Below are 26,925 nucleotides of genomic sequence, written 5' to 3'. Positions count from 1 at the left end.
CGGATCTCCGTGTTCGCGCAGGCGGAATTAAGCGGTGTGGGGCCGGTCAGGCAAGCGTGCTTCTATCATGTCCGCCAGACGGGCGGCGGCATCGGGGCGGCCAAGGCTGGCGGCGGCCCGCGCCGTGCGGGCCAGCAGGTCGCGGTCAGCCAGCAGGGTGGTCAGGCGTTCGGTCAGGGCGGGTGTCGTGAAATCGGGCTGGCGGATCATCCACGCCGCCCCGGCTTCCACCAGTGCGCGGGCATTCGCCCCCTGTTCGTCGCGCGCGGCGATGGGAAGCGGCACCAGCAGCGACGGGCGGCCCGCCACCGTCAGTTCCGCGACCGAGGATCCCCCCGCCCGGCCAATGACCAGATGCGCCGTGCGCAGGCGCTCGGGCACGTCATTCAGGAACGGGGCGATTCGTGCGGGAATGCCTGCGGCCCTGTACGCCGCCGCCACACGCTCCACATCCTCCGCCCGGGCCTGCTGCGTTACCTGAAGCCGCGCGCGCAGGGCTGGGGCCAGCGCGGCAAGGGCCGCGGGCACCACGTCACTGAACACGCGCGCGCCCAACGAACCACCCCATACCAGCAGGTTGATCACACCGTTGGAGGGGCTGTACCCTTCGCCCGCCAGCGCCGTGATGTCGGGGCGCACCGGCATGCCGGTCAGTGTGGTGGGGGTGGCCGCGGGCACGCCCGCCACGACGGGAAAGGACGTGGCGATCGCGTCCATGCGCGGGGCGAGGAAGCCGTTGGCCTTGCCCAGCACCGCATTGCCCTCATGCACGAACAGGAGCGGCCGGGTGCCGCGCGGCAGCAGGCTCCCGCCCAGCAGTGGCGGCACGGAGGGGTAGCCGCCAAACCCGATAATGGCGCAGGGCCGGATACGCCCCAGGATACGACGCGCCTGCATCGCGCCGCGCGCCAGCGCCATGGCCGCGCGCGCCGCGCGCACGGGGCCACGCCCGGCAATGCCGGCGCCGGGCAGGACAAACTGCTGCCGCCCGGCAAAGATGCCGTTTTCGCGCACGCCCGCGCGGCGGTCGGTCATGAGGATGATGTCATGCCCCCGGCGCACCAGTTCGCAGGCCAGCGCCTCGGCCGGGAAGAAATGGCCACCGGTTCCTCCGGCCGCGACAGCAATGCAGTGACGGGTCATAATGATGCTTTCCGCGTTGGGGAAGGGGGCGTGCCGAAGGATCCGAACCGGCCTTCGCCCAGCCGGTTGCGGGTCAGGGCCAGCACCATGCCGATTGTAAGCGCAACCGACATGGCTGACGACCCGCCATAGGAAATGAATGGCAGCGTCATGCCCTTGGTCGGGATCAGGTGCAGGGTGGACCCCATGTTGACGAAGGCCTGAAGGCCGAAGCCCGTCATGAGCCCGGCCGTCGCCACCGCGATGAAGGGGTCGTTCTCATGCAACAGCTTGAGCAGCGTGCGGATCACCATCGTGGCGAAGACGCCGATGATGAACAGGCAGACCAGCATGCCGAATTCCTCCCCCGCCACGGCGAATACGAAGTCGGCATGGGCGTCGGGCAGAAGATCCTTCACCCGGCCCTCACCGGGGCCACGCCCCAGCAGGCCGCCATTGCCGAACGCCCGCAGGGCCGTGTCGATCTGGTAATGGTCGCCCACCGCCGGGTGCAGGAACCGCTCGACGCGTGAGCGCACATGCGGGAACACCATATAGGCCCCGATAAACGCCGCGACCATGCTGGCCGCGCCCGCGCCCACCAGGAACAGGCTCAGCCCGTCAATGAACAACTGGGTCAGGAACACGGTGGTGATGACGCTGAGCATCCCGATATCGGGCTGCGACTTGAGCAGCAGCAGCACAAGCCCGAACAGCCCGAACGCGACCAGCAGGCCGGGAAAATATTTTCGCCCCCGGCGCCGGGTCAGCAGCCACGCGGTGACCACGGCAAAGCAGGGCTTGAGGAATTCCGAGGGCTGGACCGACATCATGGGCAACGCGATCCAGCGCCGCGCGCCCTTGATCTCGATGCCATGCACAAGGGTCAGGAACGTGGCCCCCAGCGCCAGCACGAACCCGATCCACCCCACCAGCCTGACGCCGCGCAGCGACAGGAGGGAGGTGGCGATAACGATGAGGGCCGCCAGGATCAGGAAGCAGACCTGCTTGAAAATGAACATGTCGCGCGACGCGCCGATACGCACCGCGACCGCCGGGCTGGCCGCGAGCATCAGGATATAGCCGAACCCGATCAGGATCCCCACGCAGATCAGCGTGACCCGGTCGATGCTCCGCCACCATCGCGCCGCCTGCGATGTGTTTATGCGCGACATGCCGCTCATCCGGGCGCGCTTCCCCCCGGACCGGCCGCAAGGTCGCGCACCAGGGCGGCAAAGCGCGCGCCACGTTCCTCGAACCCGCTGAACTGGTCGAAGCTGGCGCAGGCGGGCGAGAGCATCACTACATCCGCCTCCAGTGCGCGCGCCGCCTCCAGCGCCTCGGGCACCGCGCGGTCAAGTGTGTGGACGATGCGGTGGGGAATGCCGTAATGGGCCAGCGTGCGGGCCAGTTCCGGGGCGTCGCGCCCGATCAGCAGCGCAAGCACAATCCGCCCGAAACAGGGGGCCAGCGCCTCGATCCCGCCCGCCTTGGCCGTGCCGCCCGCGATCCAGATCATCCGGTCATGGCAGGCCAGCGCGCGCGCGGCCGCATCCGTATTGGTGGCCTTGCTGTCGTTGATGAAGCGGATGCCCCCGATGCTGGCCACAAGCTTCTGCCGGTGGTCCAGGGCGGCAAAGGAGACAAGCGCCGGTTCCACCGCCCCGCGTGGCATGCCCAGATGGAGCGCCATGGCCGTGGCGGCGGCTGCGTTTTCACGGTTATGGGTGCCGGGCAGGTCATGGACCGCGCCCAGATCGGCAATGACGCCGTGATGGTCGCGTAGCGCATGCGGCGTGCAGTACAGGTCGCATTGCACGGTTTCCGCCCCGCTAATGCAGGCAATATCCGCGCCCGTCGCCGCAAGCCGCCGGCGCAGGACCGTAAGGTCGGGCAGGGTGGCACCCAGCACCGCCAGGTCGCCCGCGTGCTGGTGGTCGAATACATGCAGCTTGGCCGCGGCATAGCCCGCCATGTCGCCATGGCGGTCCAGATGGTCGGCGCTCAGGTTGAGCAGGCAGGCGGCATCGAAATGCAACTGGTCCAGCCGTTCCAGCATGTAGGACGACATTTCCAGCACGTACACGCCATCATCGGGCAGCAGCGGCAGCGACAGGGCGGCGGGGCCGAGATTGCCGCCCGCCGCCACCGGCACGCCACTGGCCGCCAGCATATGGGCCAGCAGCACGGTAGTGGTCGATTTGCCGTTGGTGCCGGTGACCCCCGCGAAACGCGCGCGGCTGCCCGCCGCCCGCACGGCGCGGAACAGGATTTCCGCATCCGACAGGATCGGCACGCCCGCGTCGCGCGCCATCGTCGCCAGCGGGTGGGGCGTGGGCAGGTGGTGCGGAATGCCGGGGGAAAGGATCAGTCCGGCCAGCCCGAGCATGGTGGTGAATGGCGCAACCTTCAGCCGGGGATGGGCCGGTAGCGCCGCGCGCGTGGTCTCGCGGTCATCCCATGCCTGCACGGTGGCGCCCATGGCCAGCAGGGCCGCCACGGCGGCGTTGCCGTTACGGCCCAGCCCCACCACGCCATAGTGGAAACCGGTGAAAAGGGTGGGGGGAAAGACGCCGTTCAACGCAGTTTCAGCGTGGCCAGACCACACAGCCCCAGCACGATGGACACGATCCAGAAGCGGATCACGATCTTGGATTCAGCCCAGCCCTTTTTCTCGAAATGGTGGTGCAGCGGCGCCATCAGGAACACGCGCCGCCCGGTGCGCTTGTACCAGAACACCTGGATGATGACGGAAAACGTTTCCACCACGAACAGGCCGCCGACAATGCACAGCACCAGTTCATGCTTGACCGCCACCGCCACGGCGCCCAGCGCGCCGCCCAGCGCAAGCGACCCCGTATCCCCCATGAACACGGCCGCCGGCGGGGCGTTGAACCACAGGAAGCCAAGCCCCGCCCCCACCAGCGCCGAACAGAACACCCCCAGCTCCCCCGTGCCGGGCACCGCGTGCAGTTGCAGGTAGTCGGCAAAGATGTGGTTGCCCACCAGATAGGAAATCAGCGCGAAGACAAGGGCCGCGATAATGACCGGCACGATGGCCAGCCCGTCCAGCCCGTCGGTGAAGTTCACGGCGTTGCCGAACCCGGTGATCGTGATCATGGCGAAAAGTGGAAAGGCGTAGCCAAGGGGCAGCAGCAGATCCTTGACGAAGGGAAAGGCGAGGTGATTGGCCAGATCGGGCGGCATCAGGCTTTCCAGCCAGATCCCGCCGATCAGCGAGGCCCCGAATTCGCAGCCCAGCCGCATGCGCTTTGAAACGCCATCGGTATTGCGGCGCGACAGTTTCAGGTAATCATCGGCAAAGCCCACCGCGCCGAACGCCAGCGTGGTCAGCATAACCGCCCAGACAAACCCGTTATGCAGGTCGGCCCACAGCAGCGTCGAACCGAAAAGCGAGAGCAGGATCAGCACGCCGCCCATGGTGGGGGTGCCGACCTTTTCCACCAGGTGCCGCTCCGGCCCCAGCTTGCGGATCGGCTGGCCCTCGCGCTGGATGCGGCGCAGTTCCGCGATCAGCGGGTTGCCCAGGCACAGGCTGATCAGCAGCGCGGTCAGGCACGCGGCCCCGGAGCGGAACGTGATGTAGCGGAACAGGTTGAGCACGGAGGTATGGGCGGCGGTGTGGTGCTGGAACAGGTCATACAGCATCAGGCCGGTCCCACCCGGGCGGCGTCCGTTTGCAGCGCCGTGACGACATGGCGCATGCGGCTGCCATGGCTGCCCTTGACCATGACCGTGTCACCCGCGCGCAGGGCCGCGCGCACCAGGGGGGCAAGCTGTTCGGAATCGGGTGTCCACCCCCCCTGTAGGGAAGAAGGCAGGGTGTCGAAAAGTGTTTTCATATTCGGGCCGCAACAGAAGACGATATCCGCGTTCGCGCGGAGGGCAGGGAGAAGGGCTTGGTGTTCATGCCGTGCGAACGTGCCCAGTTCAAGCATGTCACCCAGCACGGCGACTCGCCGCCCGGTGGCGACAAGCCCAAGCAGGTCAAGGGCCGCACGCACGGAAGCTGGAGAGGCATTATAGCTTTCATCCAGCAGTGCAACCTTGTCCTGCATCACACGCGCCATCGCGCCCCGTCCCGCGCCGGGGGCGAACGTGGCCAGACCCGCCACGGCGTGGTCCATATCCGCGCCGCAGGCATAAGCCGCCGCCAGCGCCAGCATCGCGTTATCAGCCATGTGCCGCCCCGGCGCGTTGATGTGCGCCACGCCCCGCCAGCCCGGAAGGCGCAGTTCAAAACGGCTGCCCCGCGCGTCATGCGTAGCGTCGCCTGCGTAAACGGGACAGTCCGCGTTATGACCCGCGCGCCATAGCGTGGCGCCCGCCTGCGCGGCGTTGCGCGCGAAATGGTCCTCACCCGTAATGCCATCGGGAATGATGCCGGTCCCCCCCGCGGGCAGCGCGCGCAGGATTTCCGCCTTTTCGCGCGCAATGGCGTCGATGCTGCCCATAAGCCCGAGATGGGAGGAGGCGACCGTCGTCACCACCGCCACATCGGGGCGCACCATGCGCGCCAGCGGCAGGATCTCGCCTACATGGTTCATCCCGATCTCGCTCACGCAATAGGCGGCATCGGCGGGCAGGCGGGCAAGGGTGAGCGGCACGCCCCAGTGGTTGTTGTAGGACGCCACGGCGTAATGCGTCGCCCCGCAGGCCTGCAGTGCATGGCGCAGCATGTCCTTGACCGATGTCTTGCCCACGCTGCCCGTCACCCCCACCACGCGCCCGGCGAAGCGCGCGCGTGCGAAACGGGCCATGTCACGCAGGGCGTCGAGCGTATCGGCCACGTGCAGGATGCGCGGGTCATCAATGCCGCAGGGTTCATGCACCACCACGGCGGCGGCGCCAGAATGCAGGGCGGCGGCGACATGTTCATGGCCATTGCTGCGTTCACCCCGCAGGGCGATGAAGACATCCCCCGCATTGAGCGTGCGGGTGTCGATCGAGACACCCGTACCCGCGATATTATGTGATGTGGATGACGGAAAACGCCCCGATGTCGCGGCCAGAAGGTCCGCGCGGCTCCATAACAGTGTCATTCAGTCCCCGTCAGGCCACGGATGACCGTGGCGTCGTCAAATGGCAGGCTCTCGCGGCCGATAATCTGTCCCTGTTCATGGCCCTTTCCCGCCACGACCAGCACGTCACCCTCTTCCAGCATGTCCAGCCCCGTGGCGATGGCGTGGCGGCGGTCCCCGACCTCCAGCGCATGGGGGGCGGCGGCCAGTATTTCCGCGCGGATCGCGGCGGGGGTTTCCGTGCGGGGGTTGTCATCCGTCACGATCACCCGGTCGGCCAGGCGGGTGGCCGTTTCCCCCATCACGGGGCGCTTGCCCCGGTCACGGTCGCCGCCCGCGCCCATCACGATTACCAGCCTGCCGCGTGTATGCGGGCGCAGCGACTGGAGCAGGCGCTCGATCGCATCGGGCGTATGGGCGTAATCGACATAGGCCGCCGCCCCGTTGGGCAGTACGGCCACCTGTTCCAGCCGCCCCCGTACGCCGTGCAGGTGTTCGAACTGCCCGACCGCGCGGTCGGGCGCTTCATCCTCCACGCCCGCCATGGCGGCGGCCAGCAGCAGGTTATCGACCTGGAAACGGCCCGCCAGCGGCACCACGACCTCGTGTCGGCCCGAAGGGGTGACGAGTTCAAGGATCTGCCCGGTCGGTGTCGGCCGTGCCGCCAGCAGGCGCAGGGTCTCGCCACGGGTGCCGGTGGTGCGCATGACAAGGTTGCGACGCCGCGCGATTTCACGCAGCGCCGCGCCGGTCGTCTCATCCATGTCCGCATTGATGGCGGCGATGCCGCCTTCGGGCAGGATGGTGTCGAACAGGCGCAGTTTGGCCGCGCGATAGGCTTCGCTGCTGCCATGGTAATCCAGATGGTCGCGGGTCAGGTTACTGAATCCCGCCGCATAGGGCGTAAGCCCGTCCAGCCTGCGCTGCTCCAGCCCGTGGGATGAGGCTTCCATCGCCACATGGTCGACACCCGCCCGCGCCATGGTTCCCAGCAGCCGCATGAGCCCGACACTGTCCGGCGTGGTCAGCACGGGGCCGCAATCGGGCAGGGGGCAGGGCGCGACAGCGCCCAGCGTGCCGATCGTGCCCGCCTTCAACCCCTGCAAGGTCCAGATCTGGCGCAGGAATTCCACTGTGCTGGTCTTGCCGTTGGTGCCGGTCACGGCGGCGATGCGCGATGGCAGGCGGGGGGTCAGGGCGCGTGCGATCAGGCTGAGCGCGCGCCGTGCATCATGTGTGAACAGGACCGGCCCCACCGCGGGCGGGGAAAAGGCCGGATCAGCCTCCAGCAGCACGGCGGCGGCCCCGGCGGCGATGGCCTGCGTGATGTAGTCCCTGCCATCGGTATGGGTGCCGCGCAGCGCCGCGAAGATCATGCCGGGGCGGATGGCGCGGCTGTCGGCTGAAATGCCGGTTATGTCCAGGCGGTCCGTCGCGGCGGGCGGCGCTATATCCGTGCCCGCGCGGCGCAGGAGTTCAGGCAGACGCATGGTGTTTATCCCCTGTTGCTTGGCTGCTGCGCGGGCGGGTGGCTGTCATCGTTGCGGACATGAAGGGTATGGGCCGGAACCTGCGCGGTGTCCGTCGCGCCATGTGGGGCATGGGCGCGGCGTGCGGACGGCGCGGGCGGCTCATGCTCATGTTCGTGCAGATGTTCGGTACCGGGGTCGTAACCCGGCCCCAGCGCGCGGTAGCCGCGCGGCACGGCGGGACGCATGGGAATGGCGAGATCCGCCTCGATCGTCGCTTCATGCTGCGTGTCGGGGAACAGGCCCATCAGCGGGGCGATGCGCGTAATCATCTGCGCCGCCGTGGGCGCGGCGTTCCATCCCGCCGTGGTCCAGCCATGGGTCTGCGCGGTGGGCCTGGGGCTGTCGAGCATGACATAGATGGCGTAATGCGGCGCGTTCATGGGGAAAATGCCGGTAAAGGCGGAGACGTTGACATGCTTGAGGTAGCCGCCATGCGGGCCGATCTTTTCCGCCGTTCCGGTCTTGCCGCCTACATAATAACCGACGGACTCCGCCTTCTGCCCCGTGCCCTTGACCACATCCAGCCGCAGGATGCGACGCAGGATGTCCGAGTTCGCGGCCGAGATCAGGCGCTCCGCATCGGGGGGAACGGTGGCGTTTGCATCGGGCGTCGTTCCGTTGCCGGCGGGCGCGCTTTCATGGGCGATCAGTGTCGGTCTGAGCAGGAAACCGCCATTGGCGGTGGCCGCCGTGCCGCGCACGATCGAGAGCGGTGGCTCCGCCATGCCATGGCCAAAGGCGACCGTCATGGTGGTGGAAACGCCCCAGTTATGCACGGAGGGCACGATAGGCCGCCCCGCCTCGGGCAGTTCGATCGGCACGCGCGCGAAAAAACCCATCCGCCGCAGCCAGTCCTGCTGGCGCGCGGCCCCGGCATCCAGCGCGATATGCGCCGCCGCCGGGTTGGAGGAATAGGCCATGACTTCGGGCAGCGACAGCCACGGATCGAAATGGTCGGATTTCATGTCCGAAATGGTGAAACGGCCGATCTTGATGGGCGTGCTGGAAAAACGGTCCCATATATGGGCGACGCCATCTTGCAACGCCATGGCGGTGGTCTGGAGCTTGAAGGTCGAACCCGGCTCGTACATGCCGGTGACGGCGCGGTTGAAGCGTGAATCGGGCGCGGCCCGGCCAAAGTCGTTGGCGTCGTAATCCGGCAGGCTGACCATGCTGATGATCTCGCCGGAATGTACGTCCATGACAATGGCGCAGGCCCCGATGGCCTGGAATGTGTCCATGGCGGACTGCAGTTCGTCATGCACCACGTTCTGCACGCGCACATCCAGCGACAGGCGCAGCGGCGCGCGGTCATCGTCCAGACGCCTGTCGAAATACCGCTCGATTCCGGCCACGCCATGGTCGTCAATGTCCACGCCGCCAAGGATATGGGCGGCCACCCGCCCCATGGGGTAGCGACGCCGCTCACCCGGTTCGAAATAGACACCGGGGATGCCAAGGTTGTTGATGGCCAGTTCCTGCGCGGGGGAAATGTCACGCGCCAGATAGACGAACTGCTTGTTCAGCGACAGGCGGCGCTTCGTTTCCTCCTCGTTCAGGGTGGGCAGCACCTTTTTCAGCTTGTGGGCCGCATCGGCGGTGTCGATCATTTCAAGCGGGTTGGCATAGACCTGCGCCACCGGCAGCGACATGGCCAGCACCTGTCCGTTCCGGTCGATGACCGAGGCCCGGTGCACCTGTGGCAGCGCGATGTCCCCCGCGATCATGCCCTTCGGGTCGCTTTTGGGTATGGGGGGGACCTGCGGCGCGATCTGCTGCTGCTGGGGCGGCATGGGCCGGATGATGGTGGCCAGGGTCAGCTTGAGGCTGATGGCCGAAAAAAGAACGCAGAATATCCCGGCCAGCGCCAGCAGCCGCGCATGCATCCGGTCCTGCGCCATGAGCGCGCGCAGGCCGCCCCCCATAGGGAAGGAAGCCTGTTCGCCTCCGTCGCGTCGGTCATGGATCGGGTTGCTCATGCGTGTTCCGGGCCGGGAAGCCGGTAGGAAGGAAAATCAGGTCAGTTGCTGACCGGCACAGGTGGGGGCAGGGCGCCGATATGCGGCGTGCCCAGCGATGTGGTGCCCATATGCGATACCGCCGGGCGCCACGCCGCTTCGGCTATGCCCGGCGTTCGGGCATGGTAGCTGGCAGCGGGGGGGACGATCGTGTCACGCAGCGGCGCGGGCGGGGCCGGTTCGGCGGTGGCGACCCGTTCGGGCGGGCGGACATGCTCGGCCGGAGTGGCATGGACGGGGGGCACCCGGCTCTCGTTCTGCGCCAGCGCGCGGGCGGGAGGCGCTTCATGGTGAACGGCCATTACCGCATGTTCGGCACGGGGCGCGGGAGCAATGGCGAACGGTGCGGCGGCTACGCGCGTGGGCTGGGATGTGGCCGTGGTGTCAGGAGCCGGTGCCGGCACATGGTCGGCGGCCAGTGTCGCCACCATCGCGGCACGGGGCGCGGGCGCGGGGTGGCTCGGCGCGCTGCCGATGGCGGGCAGGTGCGTGACGAGCGCCGACATCTGCACGAACTGCGCGGGCATGACGGATTGCAGGGGTTTGTCGTAGCGGCTGGCAAGGGCGCTCAGTCGGTCGGGCTGGTTCAGCATGGCCCATTCGGCGCGTAGCATGGCGGTTTGCGAGCGGGTGCGCTCCGTCTGCTCCACGATCTGGGCAATCTGGTGGTCCAGCGCGGTGGTCTGCTGCTTCTTGTTATACAGGAACAGGCCAGACACCGCCGCCACAATGGCGCAGAATAACGTGACAAACCGACTCATGCGGCAGGTTCCGATGCTGGAGGGGGGGTGATGCATTCCATCGCACGCAGCCTGGCGCTGCGGGCGCGTGGGTTGCGGCTGGTTTCCGCCGGGCCGGGCCGGATGGGGCGGCCGGTCAGGAGCGTAAAGCGCGTGGGCGCCGCGCGTGCGGTCATGGCCCGCGGGTCATGGCGCGAGGGTGCGGGCATACGCCCGGCGGCGCTGGACATGGCCTGCTTGACCAGCCTGTCCTCCAGCGAGTGGAAGGACACGACGACCAGCCGCCCCCCGGGCGCGAGCAGGGCGGGAGCCTGCTCCAGCACCCGCCGGATCTGGCCCAGTTCGTCGTTGACGTGGATGCGCAGGCCCTGGAACGTGCGGGTCGCGGGGTCGATGCCGGAGCGGTCGGGCCGCACGACCGAACGCACCACATCGGCCAGTTGCGTCGTGCGCAGCAGGGGGGATTCGGCGCGGGCGGCCACGATGGCGCGCGCGACCCGGCGCGACAGGCGTTCCTCGCCATAATGGTAGATGATGTCGGCCAGTTCGTCCTCGGGCAGGGTGTTGACCACATCGGCCGCCGTGGGGCCGGTATCGGCCATGCGCATGTCCAGCGGGCCATCCATGCGAAAGGAGAAGCCGCGATCGGCCTCGTCGATCTGGTAGGAGGACACGCCCAGATCCAGCACGATTCCATCCACGGTCGTAACGCCGTCTTCCGCCAGCAGGGCCGCCATGTCCCCGAAGCCGCCATGGAGCAGGCGCAGCCGGGATCCCCCCCGCCCATCGGGGCAGGTGGCGGCCAGCGCATCGCCACGGGCGATGGCGGCGGGGTCGCGGTCGATTCCCCATAACCGGCAGTCGGCGGCGGCGAGGATGGCGCGGGCATATCCCCCGCCGCCAAACGTGCCATCCACATACCGGCCACCGTCGCGCGGGGCGAGGTAGTCCATCACCTCGGCCAGCATGACGGGAACATGGCCGGGGTCGTGCGGGGGGAAATGGGCGTTCATGGCGTGGCTCCCGCATTGGCGGGGCCGCGGCCCGCGGTCAGGCGGCGCGCGCTGGCGCGGGCGGCGGCGCGGCGCTGTTCGGCCGCCTGCGGATCCCAGATCTGGAAGGTGCGGCCCAGCCCCATGAACGTGACCTGCTCGGTCAGTCCCGCATGGGCGCGCAGGGTCTCGGGCAGCAGAATGCGGCCTTCCCTGTCGGTTTCGAATGGATAGGCATCGGCGTAGAGCGCGGTGGCGAGGTCGTCGTGGTCTTCTGAAAAAATATCCATCTCATCCAGCGGGCGGGTCAGTGCGGCAAAAGCATCGGCGGGCCATGCCTCCAGGCAGGGATGCAGATGGGACGGACGCAGGATAGCCAGCGGTTCGCCCGATTTGGCCCTGGCACGCAGCGCCGTGCGGAATGCGGAGGGAATGGAAACCCGTCCTTTCGCGTCCAGCCGGTTCTGGTGTGTGCCCAGGAATACACTCACGCTGCGCGATGCCCTCCCTCTGGCACGAATTTCAGAAGCCGCCCGTATCCAGAGCGTGGTGTCGCGCCTGAATTCTGGCGTCCACCCTCTGCCCGGTAGGGAAATGGGATAACATGGGATTTCATGGGCGGTCAATTAAAGATGCGCAAAAGATGGCTGGAAACTGCTATTATTCAGCACAGTTTCCGGTGTGTTCAGGTAAAGCGCACGATCACGACACAATATGGCGGCAATGTGGACTGTTTATGGTTTGTTCTTTATGTTAATACTTGTAAACAACTTTTGGCGGCAGACCGCCAATAGCTGCCGCACGGGCGGATAGGGGTAAAATACCAGACGGTCTGTAAGCCGGGTTCTGTCCGCCCCCGAAGGGACGGGACGGTCATTCCTCTGCGATGGGCCTTGCGGCGCATCTGGCGCGACCAACCCGAACGACGGGGCGGAAAAACCCCTGATGGCGCCTTGCGGCCCATCCGCCGTTCCTATTCGGTCTTGCTCCCGGTGGGGTTTACCCTGCCATCCATGTTACCATGGATGCGGTGCGCTCTTGCCGCACCGTTTCACCCTTGCCCCCAACACTGCCCGTATTGCTACCGGCACCGCCGTGAGGGCGGTCTGTTTTCTGTGGCACTGTCCCTGGGGTCGCCCCCGCCGGCCGTTAGCCGGCACCGTTTTTCCGTGGAGCCCGGACTTTCCTCCATCACATGGTGAACCATGCGACAGCGACCGTCCGACCGTCTGGCATGCGGAAACTGGCGGTGCATGGGGGGGGCGTCAAGCTATAATTGGTGCCCATGGTCCCCATTGTGTCCTTTCCGGTCCGATTTCCTGCCCACATACCGGGTCAAAAGCCCGGCTTATGGCAATGTGGTGGTGCCGGTCCATCCGAACGTCCCGCCAGGGTTCGCGCCTGATGCCGGATTCAGCACCACCGACCGGAGTCGGCCTGTTGACGCGCGCGCTGCTGGGCAGCTTGAAATGGGGCAACCGCCGCCGCGCCGGGGAGCCCCACACGCTGGCGGATCTGCGGCGCAAGCTTGACCGCCCATGTTTTCCCATGGGCCTGTCGGCATTGCAGGTCCGTCGCGTGATCGACTGCCGGGTGCCGGGGCATGACGGCCTGCGGCCTGCCCGGCTGTACGTGCCCCATGGCCGGGTGCATGGCGTGGTGCTGTTCATGCATGGGGGTGGCTATGTGCATTGCGGGCTGAATTCCCACCACGGCATATGTTGCAGGCTGGCGCGGCAGTCGGGGGCGGCGGTGCTGTCCCTGTCCTACAGTCTTGCGCCGGAAAACCGCTTTCCCCATGCGGTGGAGGATTGCTGGCAGGCGCTGCAATGGCTGGCGGGAGAGGCCCATCGCTGGGGCGGTCCCATCGCGGTGGCGGGCGACAGCGCCGGCGGCACGCTGGCGGCGGTGCTCAGCCAGCGGGCGCGCGACCGGGGTGGGCCGGCACTGACCATGCAGTTGCTGTTCTACCCGTCGCTGTACGGGGAGCGGGCGGTTCCATCACGCCAGACCTATGCCAGCGGCTACATGCTCTCGACCCGGCTTATGGAATGGTATGCCGAGCAGTACATCCGCACGCCCGCCGATCTGCGCGACCCCCGACTCGCGCCCATATTCGCCCCCTCGCTGGCGGGGCTGCCGCCCGCGGTGATCGCGCTGGCGCAATGCGACCCCCTGCATGATGAGGGCACGGGCTACGCCGCCGCCATGCAGCAGGCCGGCAGCCAGGCCGAGACCCGGACATGGCGCGGCACCGTGCATGGATTCCTGAACTTCTATTCCTTCCTCCCGGCGGGGCGGCACGCGATCCGGTATGGCGCGCAGGCCCTGCGCCGCGTGCTGCGGGGGGAAAACCCGCAAGGGCGCAAGCCTAACGGGGCAGGGGGTGGAACAGCCCCGGGGACTGCCAGTCCGTCTGCGCGGTCTGGCCCAGGCGGTCGATCTGCAACGTGAACAGGTGGGGCAGGGTGTTGCGGTCACCGGGGCAGGCGCCGGAGTGTTTTTCCATCACGTCGATGCGGGTGGCGTCCGGCGGGTCGTTGCCGTTCAGGACGAACAGCAGGCAGTCCCCGGCGTCCGATGTCATGCCGTTATGGGTGACGATAGTGCGGAAATGTTCGACCAGCGCGGTATTGTCGAACCAGCTCATGCGCGAAAACGTCAGCTTGTCCGCCGCCTGATCCAGCCAGCCCATCCGCCCGACAAGAAAGACAAGGGCCGCCATCGGCACGATCATGAACACGCGGCGCAGGATGCGCCGCCGCAGCGTAAGCGGCGCGCGCCTGCGGGTCAGGCGCGGCGCGGCGGGCGGGTTGGGGGGGGTGGTCATATGGGCGGTTATTTTTTCATGTCCTCGTGCCACAGATGGCCCGATTGCGAGAGCAGGTTGCGCGCGCCCTCCGGTCCCCACGTGCCAGCGGCATAGGGTTCGAGCGGGGCCTTGTTTTCCTTCCAGCCCTGCAGGATGGGGTCGATCCAGCGCCATGCGGCGGCGACCTCGTCACGGCGGATGAACAGGATCGGATCGCCGCGTACCACATCGAGCAGCAGCCGCTCATAGGCATCGGGGTAGCGGATGTTGAAGGCTTTTTCGAATTCGATGTTGATGTCGGCGGCACGCAGGGTCAGGCTGTCGGTTGGTGTCGGATCCTTGGTGGACACGCACAGCATCACCCCCTCATCGGGCTGGATGCGGATGATCAGCCGGTTGGGTTCGGGCCGGTTGCTGAAGATCGACCACGGCGCGGATTTGAACTGGATCACGATCTCGCTGCACTTTTCCGCCATGCGCTTGCCCGAACGCAGGTAGAACGGCACGTTGCCCCAGCGCCATGTCAGGATCTCGGCCTTCAGCGCCACGAAGGTTTCCGTCTCGCTGGTCACCCCTTCGCCCAGGTCCTCCAGGTAGCCGCCCACCGTTTTGCCCCCGATGGTGCCGCGCGTGTACTGCCCGCGCGAGGTATAGATGGCCACGTCATCCGCCGCGATGGGCTTGAGCGCGTGCAGCACCTTGAGCTTTTCATTGCGCACGCTGTCGGCTTCCAGCGATACGGGCGGGTCCATCGCCACAAGGCACAGCACCTGCAGCAGGTGGTTCTGGATCATGTCGCGCAGCGCGCCGGAGCGGTCGTAATACGCGCCGCGCCCCTCCACGCCCACGGTTTCGGCCGCCGTGATCTGCACATAGTCGATCGCATCGCACGACCACAGCCGCTCGAACACCGGATTGGCGAAGCGCAGCGCGATCAGGTTCTGGACCGTTTCCTTGCCCAGGTAATGGTCAATGCGGAAAATATGATTTTCCGGGAAGTGGCGGCCAACGCTGTCATTGATCGCTTCCGCGCTGGCGAGGTCGGTGCCGATCGGCTTTTCCAGCACCACGCGCGACTGTTCGGTAATCAGTTCCTGCCTGCTCAGGTTCTCGCAGATCTGGCCATACAGCGCGGGCGAGGTCGCAAGGTAATAGACCCGGATGCGCGAGGCGGGCGCGGAGCCCAGCAGTTCGCGGATGGCTGGCCAGTTGCTGTCGGCCTCCGCCCCGTTGAGGCTGACATAGTAAACCATGTTCAGGAAACGCTGGACCGTGGCGTCATCCAGCGCGTCGGGCTGGACGTGCGTGCTCAGCGCCGCGTGGGCGCGCTGCTGGTAGTCCGCGCGTGAAAGGGGGGAGCGCGCCGTGCCGACAATGCGCGATTCATCGGGGATCTGCCCATCGCGGTAGCGATAATAGAGCGCAGGCAGGAGCTTGCGCATGGTCAGATCCCCCGTTCCGCCAAAAACGATGTAATCAAAGGCGTCAACGGGGGGAAGATGTGCCATGGAACTCGGCCTCCTGCCTGTATCTGGTGCCTGCGCGCCGGTGAAGGCACGCGGCCTATTGGGTATGACATGAAAGCGGCATACCGGTTGCCGTCCCGATTACGGCCCGCTTCTTCACGCTGTCAAGTTGGCATTGACCATCGGGCAACGGCGCGATAATCCCGCCGTTCCACCCTGTCGCCTAGTGACATTCCCTTCATATGTCCGACGGGCGCGGAACGGCACAATCACGATATCTGGAGACAACTGCCATGAATGCTGACAATTTCGAGGCGGAAGACAAGTCCGCTGCGGTCGGCGGTATCGCAGCCGACCGCCTGCGCAGCATCATTGAACGCGTCGAACGGCTTGAGGAAGAGCGCAAGGCGCTTGCGGGCGACATAAAGGACATTTTTACCGAAGCCAAGTCCGCGGGCTTTGATGTAAAGGTGATTCGCCAGATCATCCGCCTGCGCAAGCAGGAACCCGCGGAAGTGGAGGAGCAGGAAACCCTGCTTGACATCTACCGCCGCGCGCTTGGCATGTAACGCCCTGGCGGCGCGGCCGTACCGGGTCGCGCGCCGCCGGGTCAACTTCAGTTCAGGTGGTGGCGCGATATGCTGTCGTCCCTATTTCCACAATGGATGCCGCCCTGGGCGCAGGCCGCGCTCGTGGTGGGTGGCCTGCTGTTCGCGCTGGTGTGGCTGCTGGTGCCTTTCGCGGTATTTGGCGTAAAGGGGCGGCTTGATAACCTGGCCGTGCAGCTTGATGAACTTCAGGCCCAGTTGCGGGTCATGGCGATGGGACCGGGCAGCGCGCCGCCAGCCGCCCCGGTGGATATGGCCACGCCACCGGATGTTCCCGTGTGGGAACCGGAGCCGCCCGCCCGCCCGGCCGCACCGCTGGCCCCCGAATATGGGGCGGATGCGGCGCAGAGCGATATTCCCGCCTATGAACGCCGTCCGAACCGCGTCCCACCCGCGCGCCCCATGGCCACGGAACCCGTGCGTGGCCGGGACGAACGCCCCCTGACCCCACCATCGCCACGTAATGTGGTGCGTAACCCCGTTGCGCCCCGGCCCGACCCGGCTGGACAGGCGCGCGCCGGGGATGAGGATGGGGTCGATGCGCCATCCCCCAGCCTGTCCGAATGGAGCCGCAGGGGGGCGGACGCGCCGCCTGCTCCCATGCACCGCCCGGTACGTGCATCCGTATGGCCACCCGAGCGCGGGTCGCGCACCGAGCCGACCCTGCGCTGGCCGCCCCGCGCGGACTAAGCCGGGCGGACTAAGCCAGGCGGGGCATCCGCCGTCAGGTCGTGGCGGGCTCCGTGCGGGCCAGCAGGACGAGATCGTCACGGTGGATCAGTTCATCGGTGCCCTGCCAGCCCAGAAGGGATTCAATCTCGTCCGACTGGTGGCCCGCGATCCTGCGCGCCTCATCCGCCGCGTAGGCCGCCAGCCCGCAGGCAATTTTCTGCCCGTGGCGGTCCAGCACGGCAATCAGGTCGCCCCGGTCGAAGTTCCCCGCAATGGCGGTGACACCCGCGGGCAGCAGGGATGACCCCATAACCAGCGCCTTGACCGCGCCATCGTCAATCACGGCATGGCCCGCCGGGGTCAGGCTGCCCGCGATCCAGTTCTTGCGGGCCGAGCGGGCATCCGCCGTGGGCAGGAACCATGTGCATCGCCCGCCATCGCGCAGGCGGGCGAGGGGGTGCAGCCCCTTGCCCAGCGCGATGGCCATGGCGCAGCCCGCCTGCGTGGCGATGCGCGCGGCCATAAGCTTGGTCCGCATGCCGCCCGAGGAATAACCCGGCGGGGGCGCGCCGCCCATGGCCTCGATGCTTTCCGTCAGCGCGGTGACGACCGGCAGGTGCCGGGCGTCGGGATTGTTCCGGGGGTCGGCGGTATAAAGACCATCAATGTCGGAGAGCAGCACAAGCTGGTCCGCGTTGATCATTTCCGCCACGCGGGCGGCCAGGCGGTCATTGTCGCCAAAGCGGATTTCGGTCGTGGCGATGGCGTCGTTTTCGTTGATGATGGGCACGCAGCCCAGCGCCAGCAGCGTGTTGAGCGACGCGCGGGCGTTCAGGTAGCGGGTGCGGTGTTCGGTATCATCAGGGGTGAGCAGTAGTTGCGCGGCGGTCAGGCCGCGTTGCGACAGGGCATCGGTCCAGGCCTGCGCCAGCCGGATCTGCCCGACCGAGGCCGCGGCCTGCTTTTCCTCCAGCCGCAGCACGGGCCGTGTCAGCCCCAGATGGTGCCGCGCCAGCGCGACCGCGCCGGATGACACCACCACGACCTCGGTGCCCTGCTGGCGCAATGCCGCGATATCCTGCGAAACACTGTCCAGCCATGCCTGCCGGGGGGCGGCCAGGGCCGGATCGACGATCAGCGCGCTCCCGATCTTGATGACGACACGCCGCGCCGCCCGTAGGGAGGGAAGGGGGAGGTCCGTCATGTCGCGGGGATCTCCCCTTTTTCCCGTCCGGCCTTTTCGGCGCGGTCGCGGGTTACGTAATCCTGTAGCTGGCGCAGCACCGTGTCCACATTGAGATGCGCGACGGAGGACATGCACATGACCTTCTGCCCGCTGGCCTGTTCAAGGGCGGTGCGGCGTTCCTCCATTTCCTCGGGCAGGAGGGCGTCGATCTTGTTCAGCACGATGATTTCGGGCTTGTCCGCCAGTCCGCCGCCATATTCGGACAGTTCATGGCGGATGGTGCGCCAGGATTCGACCACATCCTCCGCCGTTCCGTCGATCAGGTGCAGCAGCACCGCGCAGCGTTCGACATGACCCAGAAAGCGGTCGCCCAGCCCGCTGCCCTCATGCGCGCCTTCGATCAGGCCGGGAATATCCGCGATGACGAATTCTTCCGTCATGGACAGCCGGACAACCCCGAGCTGCGGGTGCAGCGTGGTGAAGGGATAGTCCGCGATCTTGGGCTTCGCCGCCGATACGGTGGACAGAAAGGTGGATTTGCCCGCATTGGGCAGGCCAACCAGCCCCACATCGGCAATCAGCTTCAGGCGCAGCCAGACCCAGCGTTCCTCCCCCGGCCAGCCCTTGTCCGCCCGGCGGGGCGCGCGGTTGGTGCTGGTCTTGAAATGGGCGTTGCCCCGCCCGCCATCGCCACCACGGCACAGCAGCAGGCGCATGCCCGCCGTATCGAGGTCGCCCAGCATGGTCTCGCGGTCTTCATCGAAAATCTGGGTGCCGATCGGCACCTTGATCACAACCGTTTCCGCCGCCGCGCCGGTGCGGTCGGAGCCCGCGCCGTTGCCGCCCTTGCGCGCGCGGAAATGCTGGGTGTAGCGGAAGTCGATCAGGGTGTTGAGGTTATCGACCGCCTCAAAGACAATATCCCCGCCCCGGCCGCCATTGCCGCCGTCCGGACCGCCAAATTCAATATATTTTTCCCGGCGGAAGGCGACGACACCGTCACCGCCATCGCCGGATTTTACATAGATTTTGGCCTGGTCAAGAAACTTCATTGCCTGCGATCCGGTAGGGGCGCGGAACGCGCGCACGCGCGCGCCATGTGCGTGCATGATACCAGAGAACAGGGTGCGGTATCATACGAAAAAGGGGCGGCCAGAATGACCGCCCCCTTCAATTCGGGAAATCCCGTCGGGATAAGGCGCGTGCCTTATTCCGCCGCCAGCGGCAGGCTCTGCACCGAAACGTGCACACGGCCTTCCGCGCGGCGTTCGAACTTCACCTGCCCGTCCACCAGGGAAAACAGGGTGTGGTCGCGACCGACGCCAACATTCACGCCGGCCTTCATCTTCGTGCCGCGCTGGCGGACGATGATGTTGCCAGCCACGACGCTTTCGCCGCCGAACTTCTTGACGCCAAGCCGACGTCCCGCGCTATCGCGTCCGTTACGGGACGAACCGCCCGCCTTTTTTTGTGCCATTGCCTGAACTCCTTAAAACTGAAATCTTTCTGATCGAACCTGTCCGGCTCCGGGCCGGGGCAGGGATCAGGCGGCGTTGATCGCGGAGATGCGCACCACGGTCACCGGCTGGCGGTGGCCATTCTTGCGGCGGCTGTTCTGCCGGCGGCGCTTCTTGAAGATGATGACCTTGGCCAGGCGGTCCTGGGCAATCACGGTCGCGGTCACGGTGGCGCCCGCCACGGTGGGCGCGCCGATGGTCGTGCCACCTTCGCCGCCAACGGCCAGAACCTGATCGAATGTGATCGTGGCGCCGGCTTCGGCTTCCAGCTTTTCAACCTTCAGGACGGCATCCTTGGAAACGCGGTACTGCTTCCCGCCGGTACGGATAACTGCAAACATGTCTCTTCTGTCTTTCCGATCTCTTGGCGTGTGCGGCGCCACGTGGCGTGGTGCAGGCGACACGGCCCAGTCGCTTTTTATATTGGCCGCCATTTACGGCGGCGCCCCCGTCCGCGCGGGGTGAATGCGGGCTTTTACTGGGTGGCGCGGGCAAGGTCAACATTTTTATGCCCACCCGCATGGCGCCAAAAAAGCCCCTTGCGCCCCTTATCGCTCCCCCCTATAAGCCGCTGCATCACCGCGTGCAGATGGAGAGGTGCCGGAGCGGTCGAACGGGGCGGTCTCGAAAACCGTTGTGCGTGCAAGCGTACCGTGGGTTCGAATCCCACCCTCTCCGCCACTGCATCGCGGGTGATATCCCCCCTTTAAATCGCTGTTTCGCGCGCCTGTTCATGGGCAAGGCGCCCGTTGACGTAGGTGGCGCGGATGCTGCGGTCATCGCCCAGCATCATGAGCGTGAACAGCAGGTCCGCCGTGCTGTCGCACATTTCGGCGCGCAGGGCCTGAAGCGGTGTCGCGCGCGGGTCGAGAATGCACAGATCCGCATCCATGCCCGCCGCGATCGTACCGATCCTGTCATCCAGATGCAGGGCATGCGCCCCCCCGGCCGTGGCCAGCCAGAAGGCCTGGACCGGGTGCAGGCGGTTGCCGTTCATCCGGGCGATCTTGTAGGCCTCGTTCATTGTCTGCAGATGGGACAGGCTGGTGCCCGCGCCCACATCGGTGCCCAGCCCCGTGCGGACGGGGCGGCGGGGGGATGTGACATCATGCAGGCGGAAAGCGCCGCTGCCCAGGAACAGGTTGGACGTGGGGCAGTGCGCCAGCGCGCACCCGCTTTCGTGGCAGCGGCACAGATCCGTCTCGTCCACATAAATGCCGTGGCCCAGCACGCTGCGCGGGCGCACCAGCCCGGCGCGGTCGTAAACATCCAGATAGGAACGGCTGTCGGGAAACAGTTCGCTCACCCACGCCACCTCGTCCCGGTTTTCCGCCAGGTGGGTCTGCATGAACAGGGTGTCGTCGGTTCCAAGCAGCGCGCCCGCCAGTTCAAGCTGCTCCGGCGTGCTGGTGGGGGCGAAGCGCGGGGTCACGGCATAATGCTGGCGGTTGCGCCCGTGCCAGCGTTCGATCAGCCGCCGCGATTCGTCATAGCCCTGCCGGGCGGTGTCGCGCAGGTAATCGGGCGCGTTACGGTCCATGAGCACCTTGCCCGCGATCATGAGCGTGCCGAGGCGGGTCGATTCCGTAAAGAACGCATCAACGGATTGCGGGTGGACCGTGCAGTACACCGCCGCCGTGGTCGTGCCGCAGCTTAACAGCGTGCGCAGGAACTGGCGCGCGATGGTGGTGGCGTATCCGGCATCGGCGAAATGGCGCTCGGTGGGGAAGGTGTAGCGTTCCAGCCATTCCAGCAACTGTTCGCCATAGGCCGCGATCATGGGCAGTTGCGGGTAATGGACATGCGTGTCCACAAAGCCCGCTGAAATCAGGCAGCCGCGATGGTCCGTGACCGGCATGCCCGCGGGCAGGTGGGCGATGGTGCTGTCATAGGGGCCGGCATGGGTAATGCGCCCTTCATGGATCAGGACCAGCCCGTCCGGTTCCTCCCGCAGCGCATCGTGTGGCGGCATGAGGAAGGGATTGCCGCTGAAGGTTACGATATGGCCGCGCAGGGCGGCGCTGGCGGGCGGGGGGGCAAGGGTCATGATCGGCTCCGTCCCCCCGGCCTGCGCGTGTCAGGCCACGGCGCTATGAGGCGTCGCTGACGCGATAGGGCTGGGAGGCATCCAGAAAGGCTGCGTTTGCGCCCAGTTCATAGGAAATGACCAGCAGATAGGCAATGGCGCGCGTGATCTCGATACGGGAGGTGATATTGCCCTCGCGCGCTTCCAGCCGGCGCAGGCTGCGCGTGGCCCCGCGCGCCACCCGCGCCGTGCGGCCAAAGCGCCCGTAACGGCCGCTGAATTCGGACATCCGGCTCATGAACAGTTCGATGGCCCGCTCGGCCGCGGCGGGCAGTTGCCCGCGCTCCAGCACGGTGCGCAGGCGGATGATGTTCAGCCCGATGGTCATGGCCGACAGCGTGCCCTGCAGGTAGGCCTCGATGGTGGGAGTGGGGGTAGGCCCGGCATGGCGGATCAGGCGCGAGAAGCGGTCCGTGTTGCGACCGATCCATGACTGGGTGGCGGGCATGGGATGGGCGGCGGCCAGGTGGCGCAGGTCATGCAGGGTACGGTTGCGCATGCGCCAGCGTTCTTCATCATTGTTGAAGGGCAGTACGGCGCGAAAGATCAGCACGGCGAAGCCGATGCTGCACAGCAGCGCGAACGAGGTGTTGAAATAGGCGATCTCGTTCAGGCGCGTCTGGTTGCCCGGCCCCACGAGGTTGGGCAGGAACAGGGAATAGGACGCGGCGGCCCCCGCCGTGGCCGGATTGCGCGCGGCAAGCCCACCCGCGATCATGGGCAGGGCGAGGCAGGCGGCCAGCATCTCGAATTCCGCCGGGCGCGGCAGGAACAGGAGCACCAGGAACCCGGAAACCAGCACCGCCCAGCAGGCCCCGCGCAGGAAGCTCATGGTGCCGACCACCGGGTTCTCCCGCGTGGCGAACAGGCCGCATGTGACCGCGACCATGGTGATGAAGCCGACACCGTTGGGCCAGGCCGTTATTTCCCATATCAGCGCGGACATGCCGATCGCGATGGCGGCGCGGATGCCGTTATAGGCCGCTTCCTTGAAGTCGCGGTGCGCCTCTATGCGGAAATGGAAGTGATCGCCCCGGATCTCGTGCTGGCTGGCGTCGAATTCCTTTACGGCGAGTTCGAGTTCGCCCAGCAGTTCATCCAGCGCGTTATGCAGGATGCGGCAGTTCAGCAGGTCGTCAATTTCCGCCGTGTCGCCCGGGGTGGCGCCGATTTCCTGCGTCAGGGCGTCGATGATGCGCTGGCGGCAGACCCCGCGCAGATCCTGAAGGTCGTGCAGGATGTGCGCGATGTCGCTGTCGTTTTCCAGCCGGGGCGGCACGCCCAGCAGGAAGGTGCGCGTCAGGAGCGAAGTTTCGGTAAACTGCTCGTTGCGCGTTTCCAGCGCCTTGATGCGCGCCATCATGCCCAGCCCGCGCGACAGCAGGACCGAGACGGAGGCAAGTGCCGCGCGCGCATGGTCGCCTTCATGCCCGTGGGGGCCCATCTCGACTTCGCTGAACTCGATCTGGTCGTTGATGCTCAGGATCGTGCCGAACAGCGCGCGCGAGCGTATGAAGGCCTGGTCGTCCCCCGCCAGCAGGTTGGCCACGGCATCGGTGGCGCTGCTTAGCGCCAGCTGGATTTTCTGGCGCATGTTCCGGCGCGCGGAGGCGGCGAGGTTATGGGCGAACAGCACCGCCACCAGTGTCTCGCATGTGATTCCCAGCACGATATAGGATGTGCGGGACATGGTGATCATGAAGATGTTGTCGGGCTGGCGCGTGGCGGCCATGGCGATGATGGCGCAGGTGTAACCCGACAGCACCAGCGCGTAGGAGCGGAAGTTGCGCACCAGCGTCGCGCACATGCAGCACAGCCCGATCCACATGCTGATGGCGGGAAAGAACAGCCACGGCGCCTGTGGAAAGGAACAGACGATAATGACCGCGCTGATCGCGCCGATGGCGGTGCCGACCAGGCGCCATCGCGCCTTGGACAGGCTTTCGCCACGCGAGCCCTGCGCCACGATCCACACGGTCATGGCGGCCCATGGCGGGTCATCAAGTTCCATCCACATTGCGATGGTCAGCGCCATGAGGGCTGCCACCGTGGTGCGTATGGCGAAGCCCAGGGCTTCGGGCGTGGGGGCGTAAAGCCATTTCAGGCCACTCATCCGTCCATAGCCGGGGGCGCGGATGGTGGGAAAATGCTTCCCACTAAAAATTCGATTCAGGAAAGAAGGCAGAAGATGCAGGTCTGCGGGCACGATATACGGCTTTCGGCGACAAGGGGCACCTTAATCAATAACGCATCTTGGCATCACGTAACGGTGTCGCGAGCGCATATCTGGCATCGGCTTTCCTCGTGGCGGATCATGTACCTACGGGCATGACATGGCTTGCGGCAAGGCGCAGATCCGCGACGAAACGGGCATATTCCCGCGCCCGTCCGGCCTCATCGGGCAGGCGCAGCAGAAAGGACGGGTGAACGGTGACGAGCCCGGTCGCGCCGTCATCCAGTTCGATGGCGCGCGAGCGTTCCCGCCCGATCGTGACGGTCCGGCCCAGCAGGGCGGACGCGGCGGTCGCCCCCAGCATGACCAGCACCTGCGGGCGCAGGATCCGCCGCTCGGCCGCGAGCCATGGGGCGCAGGCCCGGATTTCGTCCCGACCGGCCTTTTCATGGATGCGGCGCGTGCCACGGCGCTGGAATTTGAAATGTTTGACCGTGTTGGTGACATACGTATCCTCACGTCGGATGCCCGCTTCCTCCAGCGCGCGATCAAAAAGCTGGCCCGCCGGGCCGACGAAGGGCCGACCGGCCAGATCTTCCCGGTCGCCGGGCTGTTCCCCCACGAACATCATGCGCGCGCCGGGCCGCCCTTCGCCAAAGACCGTTTGTGTCGCCTGCCGGGCCATGGGGCAGATCAGGCACGTCCTGGCCGCCAGCGCCACCGCGCGCAGGGACGTGATCCGTTCGATGTCCAGATCCGTCACCAGCGGCAGGGCGGGGGGCGGCAGGCTGCCAAAGCTCAGCGGTGCGGGCGCGCCATGGGGGCCATGCAACAGGCTCGTGCCGTTCCAGCATATCTCGCGCTCCGGCAGGACAAGCCGCCAGGGGGCGAGCGAAAGCTGGTAGGTGATGAAGCGCGCATTGCTTTCGGGCGCGTAGGTCCGGCTGTCCAGCGTGCCGCGCCATTCGCTGTCTTCGCCCTCACGCTTCATGAAGGTGGGCAGGTTCTGGCGCAGATGCTGCGTTTCCGCGCTGACCGTCTCGGCGGCTTCATTGATCCGGCCAAGGTCGGCCGCGTCGAGTGGCGTGCCGGTAACGTGGGCGTAGATCAGCCCGTAGGCGAGGGTGAAGCGGTCCGGCAGCGTGGATTGCAGCACATCGGCGGCCAGTTGCATCGTATCGCGCGGGATGGAGAACGGCTGGCGGTTTTCGTCCGGTGTGGGGGCGGGTGGGGTGGAGCCGGGGGGCGCGACCTGCCATGTGATCGTATCCGGCGGCACGTGGCGGCCTGCAAGATCACGCGTGGCGATCCGCCATCCCGCGAAGTCGAAGGGGTGGGCGAGCGTGATGACGGTTCGGGGCATGGGTGGTCATTCCGGCAGTGATGGCTGGCGGCCAGCACCAGTCAGGCAAGGCCCATCGCCCGCATGCTGCGCCACATCATGTAGAATGCCACAATAAAAACCAGGCAGGCAAAAAACATGCGCAGGCGTTCGGGCCGCCTGCCCATATGCCGCGCCACGGTGGTGCCGCCCATGCTGCCCGCCACGCCGCCCGCGACCAGCAGGCCCACCATGGGCAGGTCGACCATGCCCGCCATGGCGTAGCTGACGGAGGTGGTCAGCCCGAAGGCGCAGACCGCCACCAGCGATGTGCCCACGGCGTTGAGCATGGGCATGCCGGTGGCCGCCAGCAGGGCCGGGACGATCAGGAACCCGCCGCCGATGCCGAAAAAACCGGAACAGAATCCGGTCACGACCCCATACAGGATAATGGGCAGCGGGGCCGTGCGCTCGGGGCCATGCGCCGCGTCGTTACAGTGGCGGCTGCTCCGCAGCATGAGGGCGCCGACCACGAGCATGATCAGGGCGAACAGGAACAGGAGCCGCTGCCCGTCGATGATCTTGCCCATGCTCGCGCCCAGCCCCGCGCCCAGTATGCCCGAACAGGCGAACAGCGCGGCGCATTTCCACCGCACGCGCCCCGCCCGGGCATGGCTTGCAAGGCTGAAGAACGCATTGATGGTCACGGCCAGGGCGCTGGTGCCGATGGCCTGGTGCGGGTCGGTCAGGCCCACCCCGTAAAGCAGGAGCGGCACCGCCAGGATCGAGCCGCCCCCACCGATCAGTCCCAGCGTAAAGCCGATAACGCCCCCGCAGCACAGGCCGGACAGGATGGAAGCCAGGTCAGGCATGCGGGGTCATGAACAGGCGGGCCGGGGCAGGGGGCGGGTGTATCAAGGGGCTGTTCCTGTGCGCAACAAGGTCTGGGGCAGTTAATTGTTTATCTATTTAATATATTATGTATGTATTTTATCAAGTCCTGTCCTGCTGTCCCGTGGGGCAGGGATATGGTACGCAGGCACCGGCAAGGGACCAAAGGGGGAGCATACATGGCCAATCTGCCCAGAACACGCGAAAGCGCGGATAATCTCGTGCTGCGGCTACGCCTGCTGGCGCAGCCGCAGCGGCTTATGGTGCTGGCCTGCCTGCTGGATGGCGAAAAGAGCGTGGGCCAGATCGAGGCCGAGACCGGCATCGGGCAACCGACGCTTAGCCAGCAGCTTGCGGAACTGCGGCGGGCGGAGATTGTTACCACCCGCAAGGAGGCGCGACAGGTCATTTACAGCATCAGGGATAGTATGGAGGAAATGAAAATCCGCCTGATCTGTTCCGCCTGCAACCCGGATTTCGGGGTGGAGGATCTGAACGCGCTGCTGTGTGAAAAACCCGTGGCCGCACCCGCGCAGGCGGGGCGGAATGTCGCGGCGGCCTGCTTCGCCCGTATTCGCGTGGAGGCCTGAAGGACGTTGCAGGGCGGGAGTATTTAATACTAAACGTTCTATATAATAAAAATGGCTGTCATGGGCGTATAGACATGGAATATCCATGCCCCATGTGTTGTGTCTATTTAAGCTATCGTATATGTCCTGTGCCGCCAGTTCGTGAATATGTCGCGGC

General features: G+C 66.5%; 24 protein-coding genes, 1 tRNA gene and 1 other RNA gene. 5 read left to right on the top strand and 21 right to left on the bottom strand.

Annotated features, from left to right (window positions below):
* Nucleotides 1–27 precede the first annotated feature (27 nt).
* The 11 genes from murG to rnpB all read right to left on the bottom strand — a co-directional run bounded on the left by murG (nt 28) and on the right by rnpB (nt 12,679).
* Nucleotides 28–1,143: an undecaprenyldiphospho-muramoylpentapeptide beta-N-acetylglucosaminyltransferase gene (murG, locus tag LDL28_RS04320; RefSeq protein WP_233057372.1), complete on the bottom strand. Its 1,116-nt coding sequence runs from the start codon at nt 1,141–1,143 to the stop codon at nt 28–30.
* Nucleotides 1,140–2,306 carry an FtsW/RodA/SpoVE family cell cycle protein gene (locus LDL28_RS04315; protein ID WP_233057371.1) on the bottom strand — a complete coding sequence of 389 codons (1,167 nt, stop codon included), beginning with the start codon at nt 2,304–2,306 and terminating at the stop codon, nt 1,140–1,142. The genes murG and LDL28_RS04315 overlap by 4 nt, the downstream gene beginning before the upstream one ends.
* Nucleotides 2,303–3,703 (bottom strand): UDP-N-acetylmuramoyl-L-alanine--D-glutamate ligase, encoded by a 1,401-nt coding sequence (murD, locus tag LDL28_RS04310; protein ID WP_233057370.1) that lies wholly within the window; start codon nt 3,701–3,703, stop codon nt 2,303–2,305. The genes LDL28_RS04315 and murD overlap by 4 nt, the downstream gene beginning before the upstream one ends.
* A complete protein-coding gene (gene mraY / locus LDL28_RS04305; protein WP_233057369.1) occupies nt 3,700–4,791 on the bottom strand; it encodes a phospho-N-acetylmuramoyl-pentapeptide-transferase in 1,092 nt (363 codons plus the stop codon). The genes murD and mraY overlap by 4 nt, the downstream gene beginning before the upstream one ends.
* Complete coding sequence (murF, locus tag LDL28_RS04300) at nt 4,791–6,185, bottom strand: UDP-N-acetylmuramoyl-tripeptide--D-alanyl-D-alanine ligase (protein ID WP_233057368.1); 1,395 nt, start codon at nt 6,183–6,185, stop codon at nt 4,791–4,793. The genes mraY and murF overlap by 1 nt, the downstream gene beginning before the upstream one ends.
* Nucleotides 6,182–7,654 (bottom strand): UDP-N-acetylmuramoyl-L-alanyl-D-glutamate--2,6-diaminopimelate ligase, encoded by a 1,473-nt coding sequence (locus LDL28_RS04295; protein WP_233057367.1) that lies wholly within the window; start codon nt 7,652–7,654, stop codon nt 6,182–6,184. The genes murF and LDL28_RS04295 overlap by 4 nt, the downstream gene beginning before the upstream one ends.
* A gap of 5 nt (nt 7,655–7,659) precedes the next feature.
* A complete protein-coding gene (locus LDL28_RS04290) occupies nt 7,660–9,675 on the bottom strand; it encodes a peptidoglycan D,D-transpeptidase FtsI family protein (protein ID WP_370636227.1) in 2,016 nt (671 codons plus the stop codon).
* 41 nt (nt 9,676–9,716) lie between these two features.
* The gene (locus LDL28_RS04285) at nt 9,717–10,475 is read right to left on the bottom strand and encodes an ABC transporter permease (protein WP_233057366.1); all 759 of its coding nucleotides are present in this window, start codon (nt 10,473–10,475) and stop codon (nt 9,717–9,719) included.
* Entirely contained in the window at nt 10,472–11,467 is a 996-nt protein-coding gene (gene rsmH, locus LDL28_RS04280; RefSeq protein WP_233057365.1) for a 16S rRNA (cytosine(1402)-N(4))-methyltransferase RsmH, read from the bottom strand. The genes LDL28_RS04285 and rsmH overlap by 4 nt, the downstream gene beginning before the upstream one ends.
* Nucleotides 11,464–11,937: a division/cell wall cluster transcriptional repressor MraZ gene (gene mraZ, locus LDL28_RS04275; RefSeq protein WP_233057364.1), complete on the bottom strand. Its 474-nt coding sequence runs from the start codon at nt 11,935–11,937 to the stop codon at nt 11,464–11,466. The genes rsmH and mraZ overlap by 4 nt, the downstream gene beginning before the upstream one ends.
* Before the next feature lie 328 nt (nt 11,938–12,265).
* Nucleotides 12,266–12,679, bottom strand: an RNA gene (gene rnpB, locus LDL28_RS04270) — RNase P RNA component class A.
* Between the two features lie 171 nt (nt 12,680–12,850).
* On the opposite strand from rnpB, the gene LDL28_RS04265 reads away from it, so the two are divergent.
* Nucleotides 12,851–13,900: an alpha/beta hydrolase gene (locus tag LDL28_RS04265; RefSeq protein ID WP_233057363.1), complete on the top strand. Its 1,050-nt coding sequence runs from the start codon at nt 12,851–12,853 to the stop codon at nt 13,898–13,900.
* Here the strand turns inward: LDL28_RS04265 and LDL28_RS04260 are convergent.
* Together LDL28_RS04260 and zwf are read right to left on the bottom strand one after the other, a co-directional pair.
* Complete coding sequence (locus LDL28_RS04260) at nt 13,818–14,276, bottom strand: hypothetical protein (RefSeq protein ID WP_233057362.1); 459 nt, start codon at nt 14,274–14,276, stop codon at nt 13,818–13,820. The two genes, LDL28_RS04265 and LDL28_RS04260, sit on opposite strands and share 83 nt — an antisense overlap.
* Nucleotides 14,277–14,284: 8 nt before the next feature.
* Nucleotides 14,285–15,766: a glucose-6-phosphate dehydrogenase gene (gene zwf, locus LDL28_RS04255; protein ID WP_233057361.1), complete on the bottom strand. Its 1,482-nt coding sequence runs from the start codon at nt 15,764–15,766 to the stop codon at nt 14,285–14,287.
* A 251-nt stretch (nt 15,767–16,017) separates the two neighbouring features.
* Here zwf and LDL28_RS04250 point away from each other — a divergent pair, with 251 nt between their 5' ends.
* Together LDL28_RS04250 and LDL28_RS04245 are read left to right on the top strand one after the other, a co-directional pair.
* Nucleotides 16,018–16,293 carry a DUF2312 domain-containing protein gene (locus LDL28_RS04250; RefSeq protein WP_010509284.1) on the top strand — a complete coding sequence of 92 codons (276 nt, stop codon included), beginning with the start codon at nt 16,018–16,020 and terminating at the stop codon, nt 16,291–16,293.
* Between the two features lie 69 nt (nt 16,294–16,362).
* Nucleotides 16,363–17,022 carry a hypothetical protein gene (locus tag LDL28_RS04245; protein WP_233057360.1) on the top strand — a complete coding sequence of 220 codons (660 nt, stop codon included), beginning with the start codon at nt 16,363–16,365 and terminating at the stop codon, nt 17,020–17,022.
* A 34-nt stretch (nt 17,023–17,056) separates the two neighbouring features.
* Here the strand turns inward: LDL28_RS04245 and proB are convergent, their stop codons facing one another.
* From proB to rplU, 4 genes are all read right to left on the bottom strand, one after another.
* Nucleotides 17,057–18,208 carry a glutamate 5-kinase gene (gene proB, locus LDL28_RS04240; protein WP_233057359.1) on the bottom strand — a complete coding sequence of 384 codons (1,152 nt, stop codon included), beginning with the start codon at nt 18,206–18,208 and terminating at the stop codon, nt 17,057–17,059.
* Nucleotides 18,205–19,242, bottom strand: a complete 1,038-nt coding sequence (obgE, locus tag LDL28_RS04235) for a GTPase ObgE (RefSeq protein ID WP_233057358.1) — start codon at nt 19,240–19,242, stop codon at nt 18,205–18,207. The genes proB and obgE overlap by 4 nt, the downstream gene beginning before the upstream one ends.
* A 155-nt stretch (nt 19,243–19,397) precedes the next feature.
* Complete coding sequence (rpmA, locus tag LDL28_RS04230) at nt 19,398–19,667, bottom strand: 50S ribosomal protein L27 (protein WP_025812243.1); 270 nt, start codon at nt 19,665–19,667, stop codon at nt 19,398–19,400.
* Between the two features lie 66 nt (nt 19,668–19,733).
* On the bottom strand, nt 19,734–20,048 hold the full coding sequence (rplU, locus tag LDL28_RS04225) for a 50S ribosomal protein L21 (protein WP_025812244.1): 315 nt from the start codon (nt 20,046–20,048) through the stop codon (nt 19,734–19,736).
* Nucleotides 20,049–20,298: 250 nt separating this feature from the next.
* Between rplU and LDL28_RS04220 the strand changes: the two genes are divergently transcribed.
* Nucleotides 20,299–20,388: transfer RNA gene (locus LDL28_RS04220), tRNA-Ser, on the top strand.
* Nucleotides 20,389–20,413: 25 nt separating this feature from the next.
* Here LDL28_RS04220 and guaD read toward each other — a convergent pair.
* The 4 genes from guaD to LDL28_RS04200 form a co-directional block, all read right to left on the bottom strand.
* Complete coding sequence (gene guaD / locus LDL28_RS04215; RefSeq protein WP_233057357.1) at nt 20,414–21,754, bottom strand: guanine deaminase; 1,341 nt, start codon at nt 21,752–21,754, stop codon at nt 20,414–20,416.
* Between the two features lie 43 nt (nt 21,755–21,797).
* Nucleotides 21,798–23,999, bottom strand: a complete 2,202-nt coding sequence (locus LDL28_RS04210; RefSeq protein WP_233057356.1) for an FUSC family protein — start codon at nt 23,997–23,999, stop codon at nt 21,798–21,800.
* Nucleotides 24,000–24,105: 106 nt separating this feature from the next.
* Nucleotides 24,106–25,329, bottom strand: a complete 1,224-nt coding sequence (locus tag LDL28_RS04205) for a UdgX family uracil-DNA binding protein (protein WP_233057355.1) — start codon at nt 25,327–25,329, stop codon at nt 24,106–24,108.
* A 41-nt stretch (nt 25,330–25,370) separates the two neighbouring features.
* On the bottom strand, nt 25,371–26,159 hold the full coding sequence (locus tag LDL28_RS04200; protein ID WP_233057354.1) for a sulfite exporter TauE/SafE family protein: 789 nt from the start codon (nt 26,157–26,159) through the stop codon (nt 25,371–25,373).
* A gap of 198 nt (nt 26,160–26,357) precedes the next feature.
* On the opposite strand from LDL28_RS04200, the gene LDL28_RS04195 reads away from it, so the two are divergent.
* Nucleotides 26,358–26,768, top strand: a complete 411-nt coding sequence (locus LDL28_RS04195; protein ID WP_233057353.1) for a helix-turn-helix transcriptional regulator — start codon at nt 26,358–26,360, stop codon at nt 26,766–26,768.
* The last annotated feature ends 157 nt before the right edge of the window (nt 26,769–26,925 follow it).

The organism is Komagataeibacter sp. FNDCR2 (assembly GCF_021295395.1).
Lineage (GTDB): Bacteria > Pseudomonadota > Alphaproteobacteria > Acetobacterales > Acetobacteraceae > Komagataeibacter.
This window is presented reverse-complemented; position numbering and strand designations above follow the sequence as displayed.

Excerpts from the sequence above, each read along its gene's own strand:
- rplU (WP_025812244.1), bottom strand. The coding sequence starts at position 20,048 with ATGTTTGCAGTTATCCGTACCGGCGGGAAGCAGTACCGCGTTTCCAAG.
- murG (WP_233057372.1), bottom strand. The coding sequence starts at position 1,143 with ATGACCCGTCACTGCATTGCTGTCGCGGCCGGAGGAACCGGTGGCCAT.
- LDL28_RS04245 (WP_233057360.1), top strand. The coding sequence starts at position 16,363 with ATGCTGTCGTCCCTATTTCCACAATGGATGCCGCCCTGGGCGCAGGCC.
- murF (WP_233057368.1), bottom strand. The coding sequence starts at position 6,185 with ATGACACTGTTATGGAGCCGCGCGGACCTTCTGGCCGCGACATCGGGG.
- LDL28_RS04205 (WP_233057355.1), bottom strand. The coding sequence starts at position 25,329 with ATGCCCCGAACCGTCATCACGCTCGCCCACCCCTTCGACTTCGCGGGA.
- LDL28_RS04285 (WP_233057366.1), bottom strand. The coding sequence starts at position 10,475 with ATGAGTCGGTTTGTCACGTTATTCTGCGCCATTGTGGCGGCGGTGTCT.
- mraY (WP_233057369.1), bottom strand. The coding sequence starts at position 4,791 with ATGCTGTATGACCTGTTCCAGCACCACACCGCCGCCCATACCTCCGTG.
- LDL28_RS04265 (WP_233057363.1), top strand. The coding sequence starts at position 12,851 with ATGCCGGATTCAGCACCACCGACCGGAGTCGGCCTGTTGACGCGCGCG.
- rpmA (WP_025812243.1), bottom strand. The coding sequence starts at position 19,667 with ATGGCACAAAAAAAGGCGGGCGGTTCGTCCCGTAACGGACGCGATAGC.
- obgE (WP_233057358.1), bottom strand. The coding sequence starts at position 19,242 with ATGAAGTTTCTTGACCAGGCCAAAATCTATGTAAAATCCGGCGATGGC.
- LDL28_RS04295 (WP_233057367.1), bottom strand. The coding sequence starts at position 7,654 with ATGCGTCTGCCTGAACTCCTGCGCCGCGCGGGCACGGATATAGCGCCG.
- rsmH (WP_233057365.1), bottom strand. The coding sequence starts at position 11,467 with ATGAACGCCCATTTCCCCCCGCACGACCCCGGCCATGTTCCCGTCATG.
- LDL28_RS04290 (WP_370636227.1), bottom strand. The coding sequence starts at position 9,675 with ATGAGCAACCCGATCCATGACCGACGCGACGGAGGCGAACAGGCTTCC.
- proB (WP_233057359.1), bottom strand. The coding sequence starts at position 18,208 with ATGACGGACCTCCCCCTTCCCTCCCTACGGGCGGCGCGGCGTGTCGTC.
- LDL28_RS04260 (WP_233057362.1), bottom strand. The coding sequence starts at position 14,276 with ATGACCACCCCCCCCAACCCGCCCGCCGCGCCGCGCCTGACCCGCAGG.
- LDL28_RS04250 (WP_010509284.1), top strand. The coding sequence starts at position 16,018 with ATGAATGCTGACAATTTCGAGGCGGAAGACAAGTCCGCTGCGGTCGGC.
- LDL28_RS04200 (WP_233057354.1), bottom strand. The coding sequence starts at position 26,159 with ATGCCTGACCTGGCTTCCATCCTGTCCGGCCTGTGCTGCGGGGGCGTT.
- LDL28_RS04315 (WP_233057371.1), bottom strand. The coding sequence starts at position 2,306 with ATGAGCGGCATGTCGCGCATAAACACATCGCAGGCGGCGCGATGGTGG.
- LDL28_RS04195 (WP_233057353.1), top strand. The coding sequence starts at position 26,358 with ATGGCCAATCTGCCCAGAACACGCGAAAGCGCGGATAATCTCGTGCTG.
- zwf (WP_233057361.1), bottom strand. The coding sequence starts at position 15,766 with ATGGCACATCTTCCCCCCGTTGACGCCTTTGATTACATCGTTTTTGGC.
- guaD (WP_233057357.1), bottom strand. The coding sequence starts at position 21,754 with ATGACCCTTGCCCCCCCGCCCGCCAGCGCCGCCCTGCGCGGCCATATC.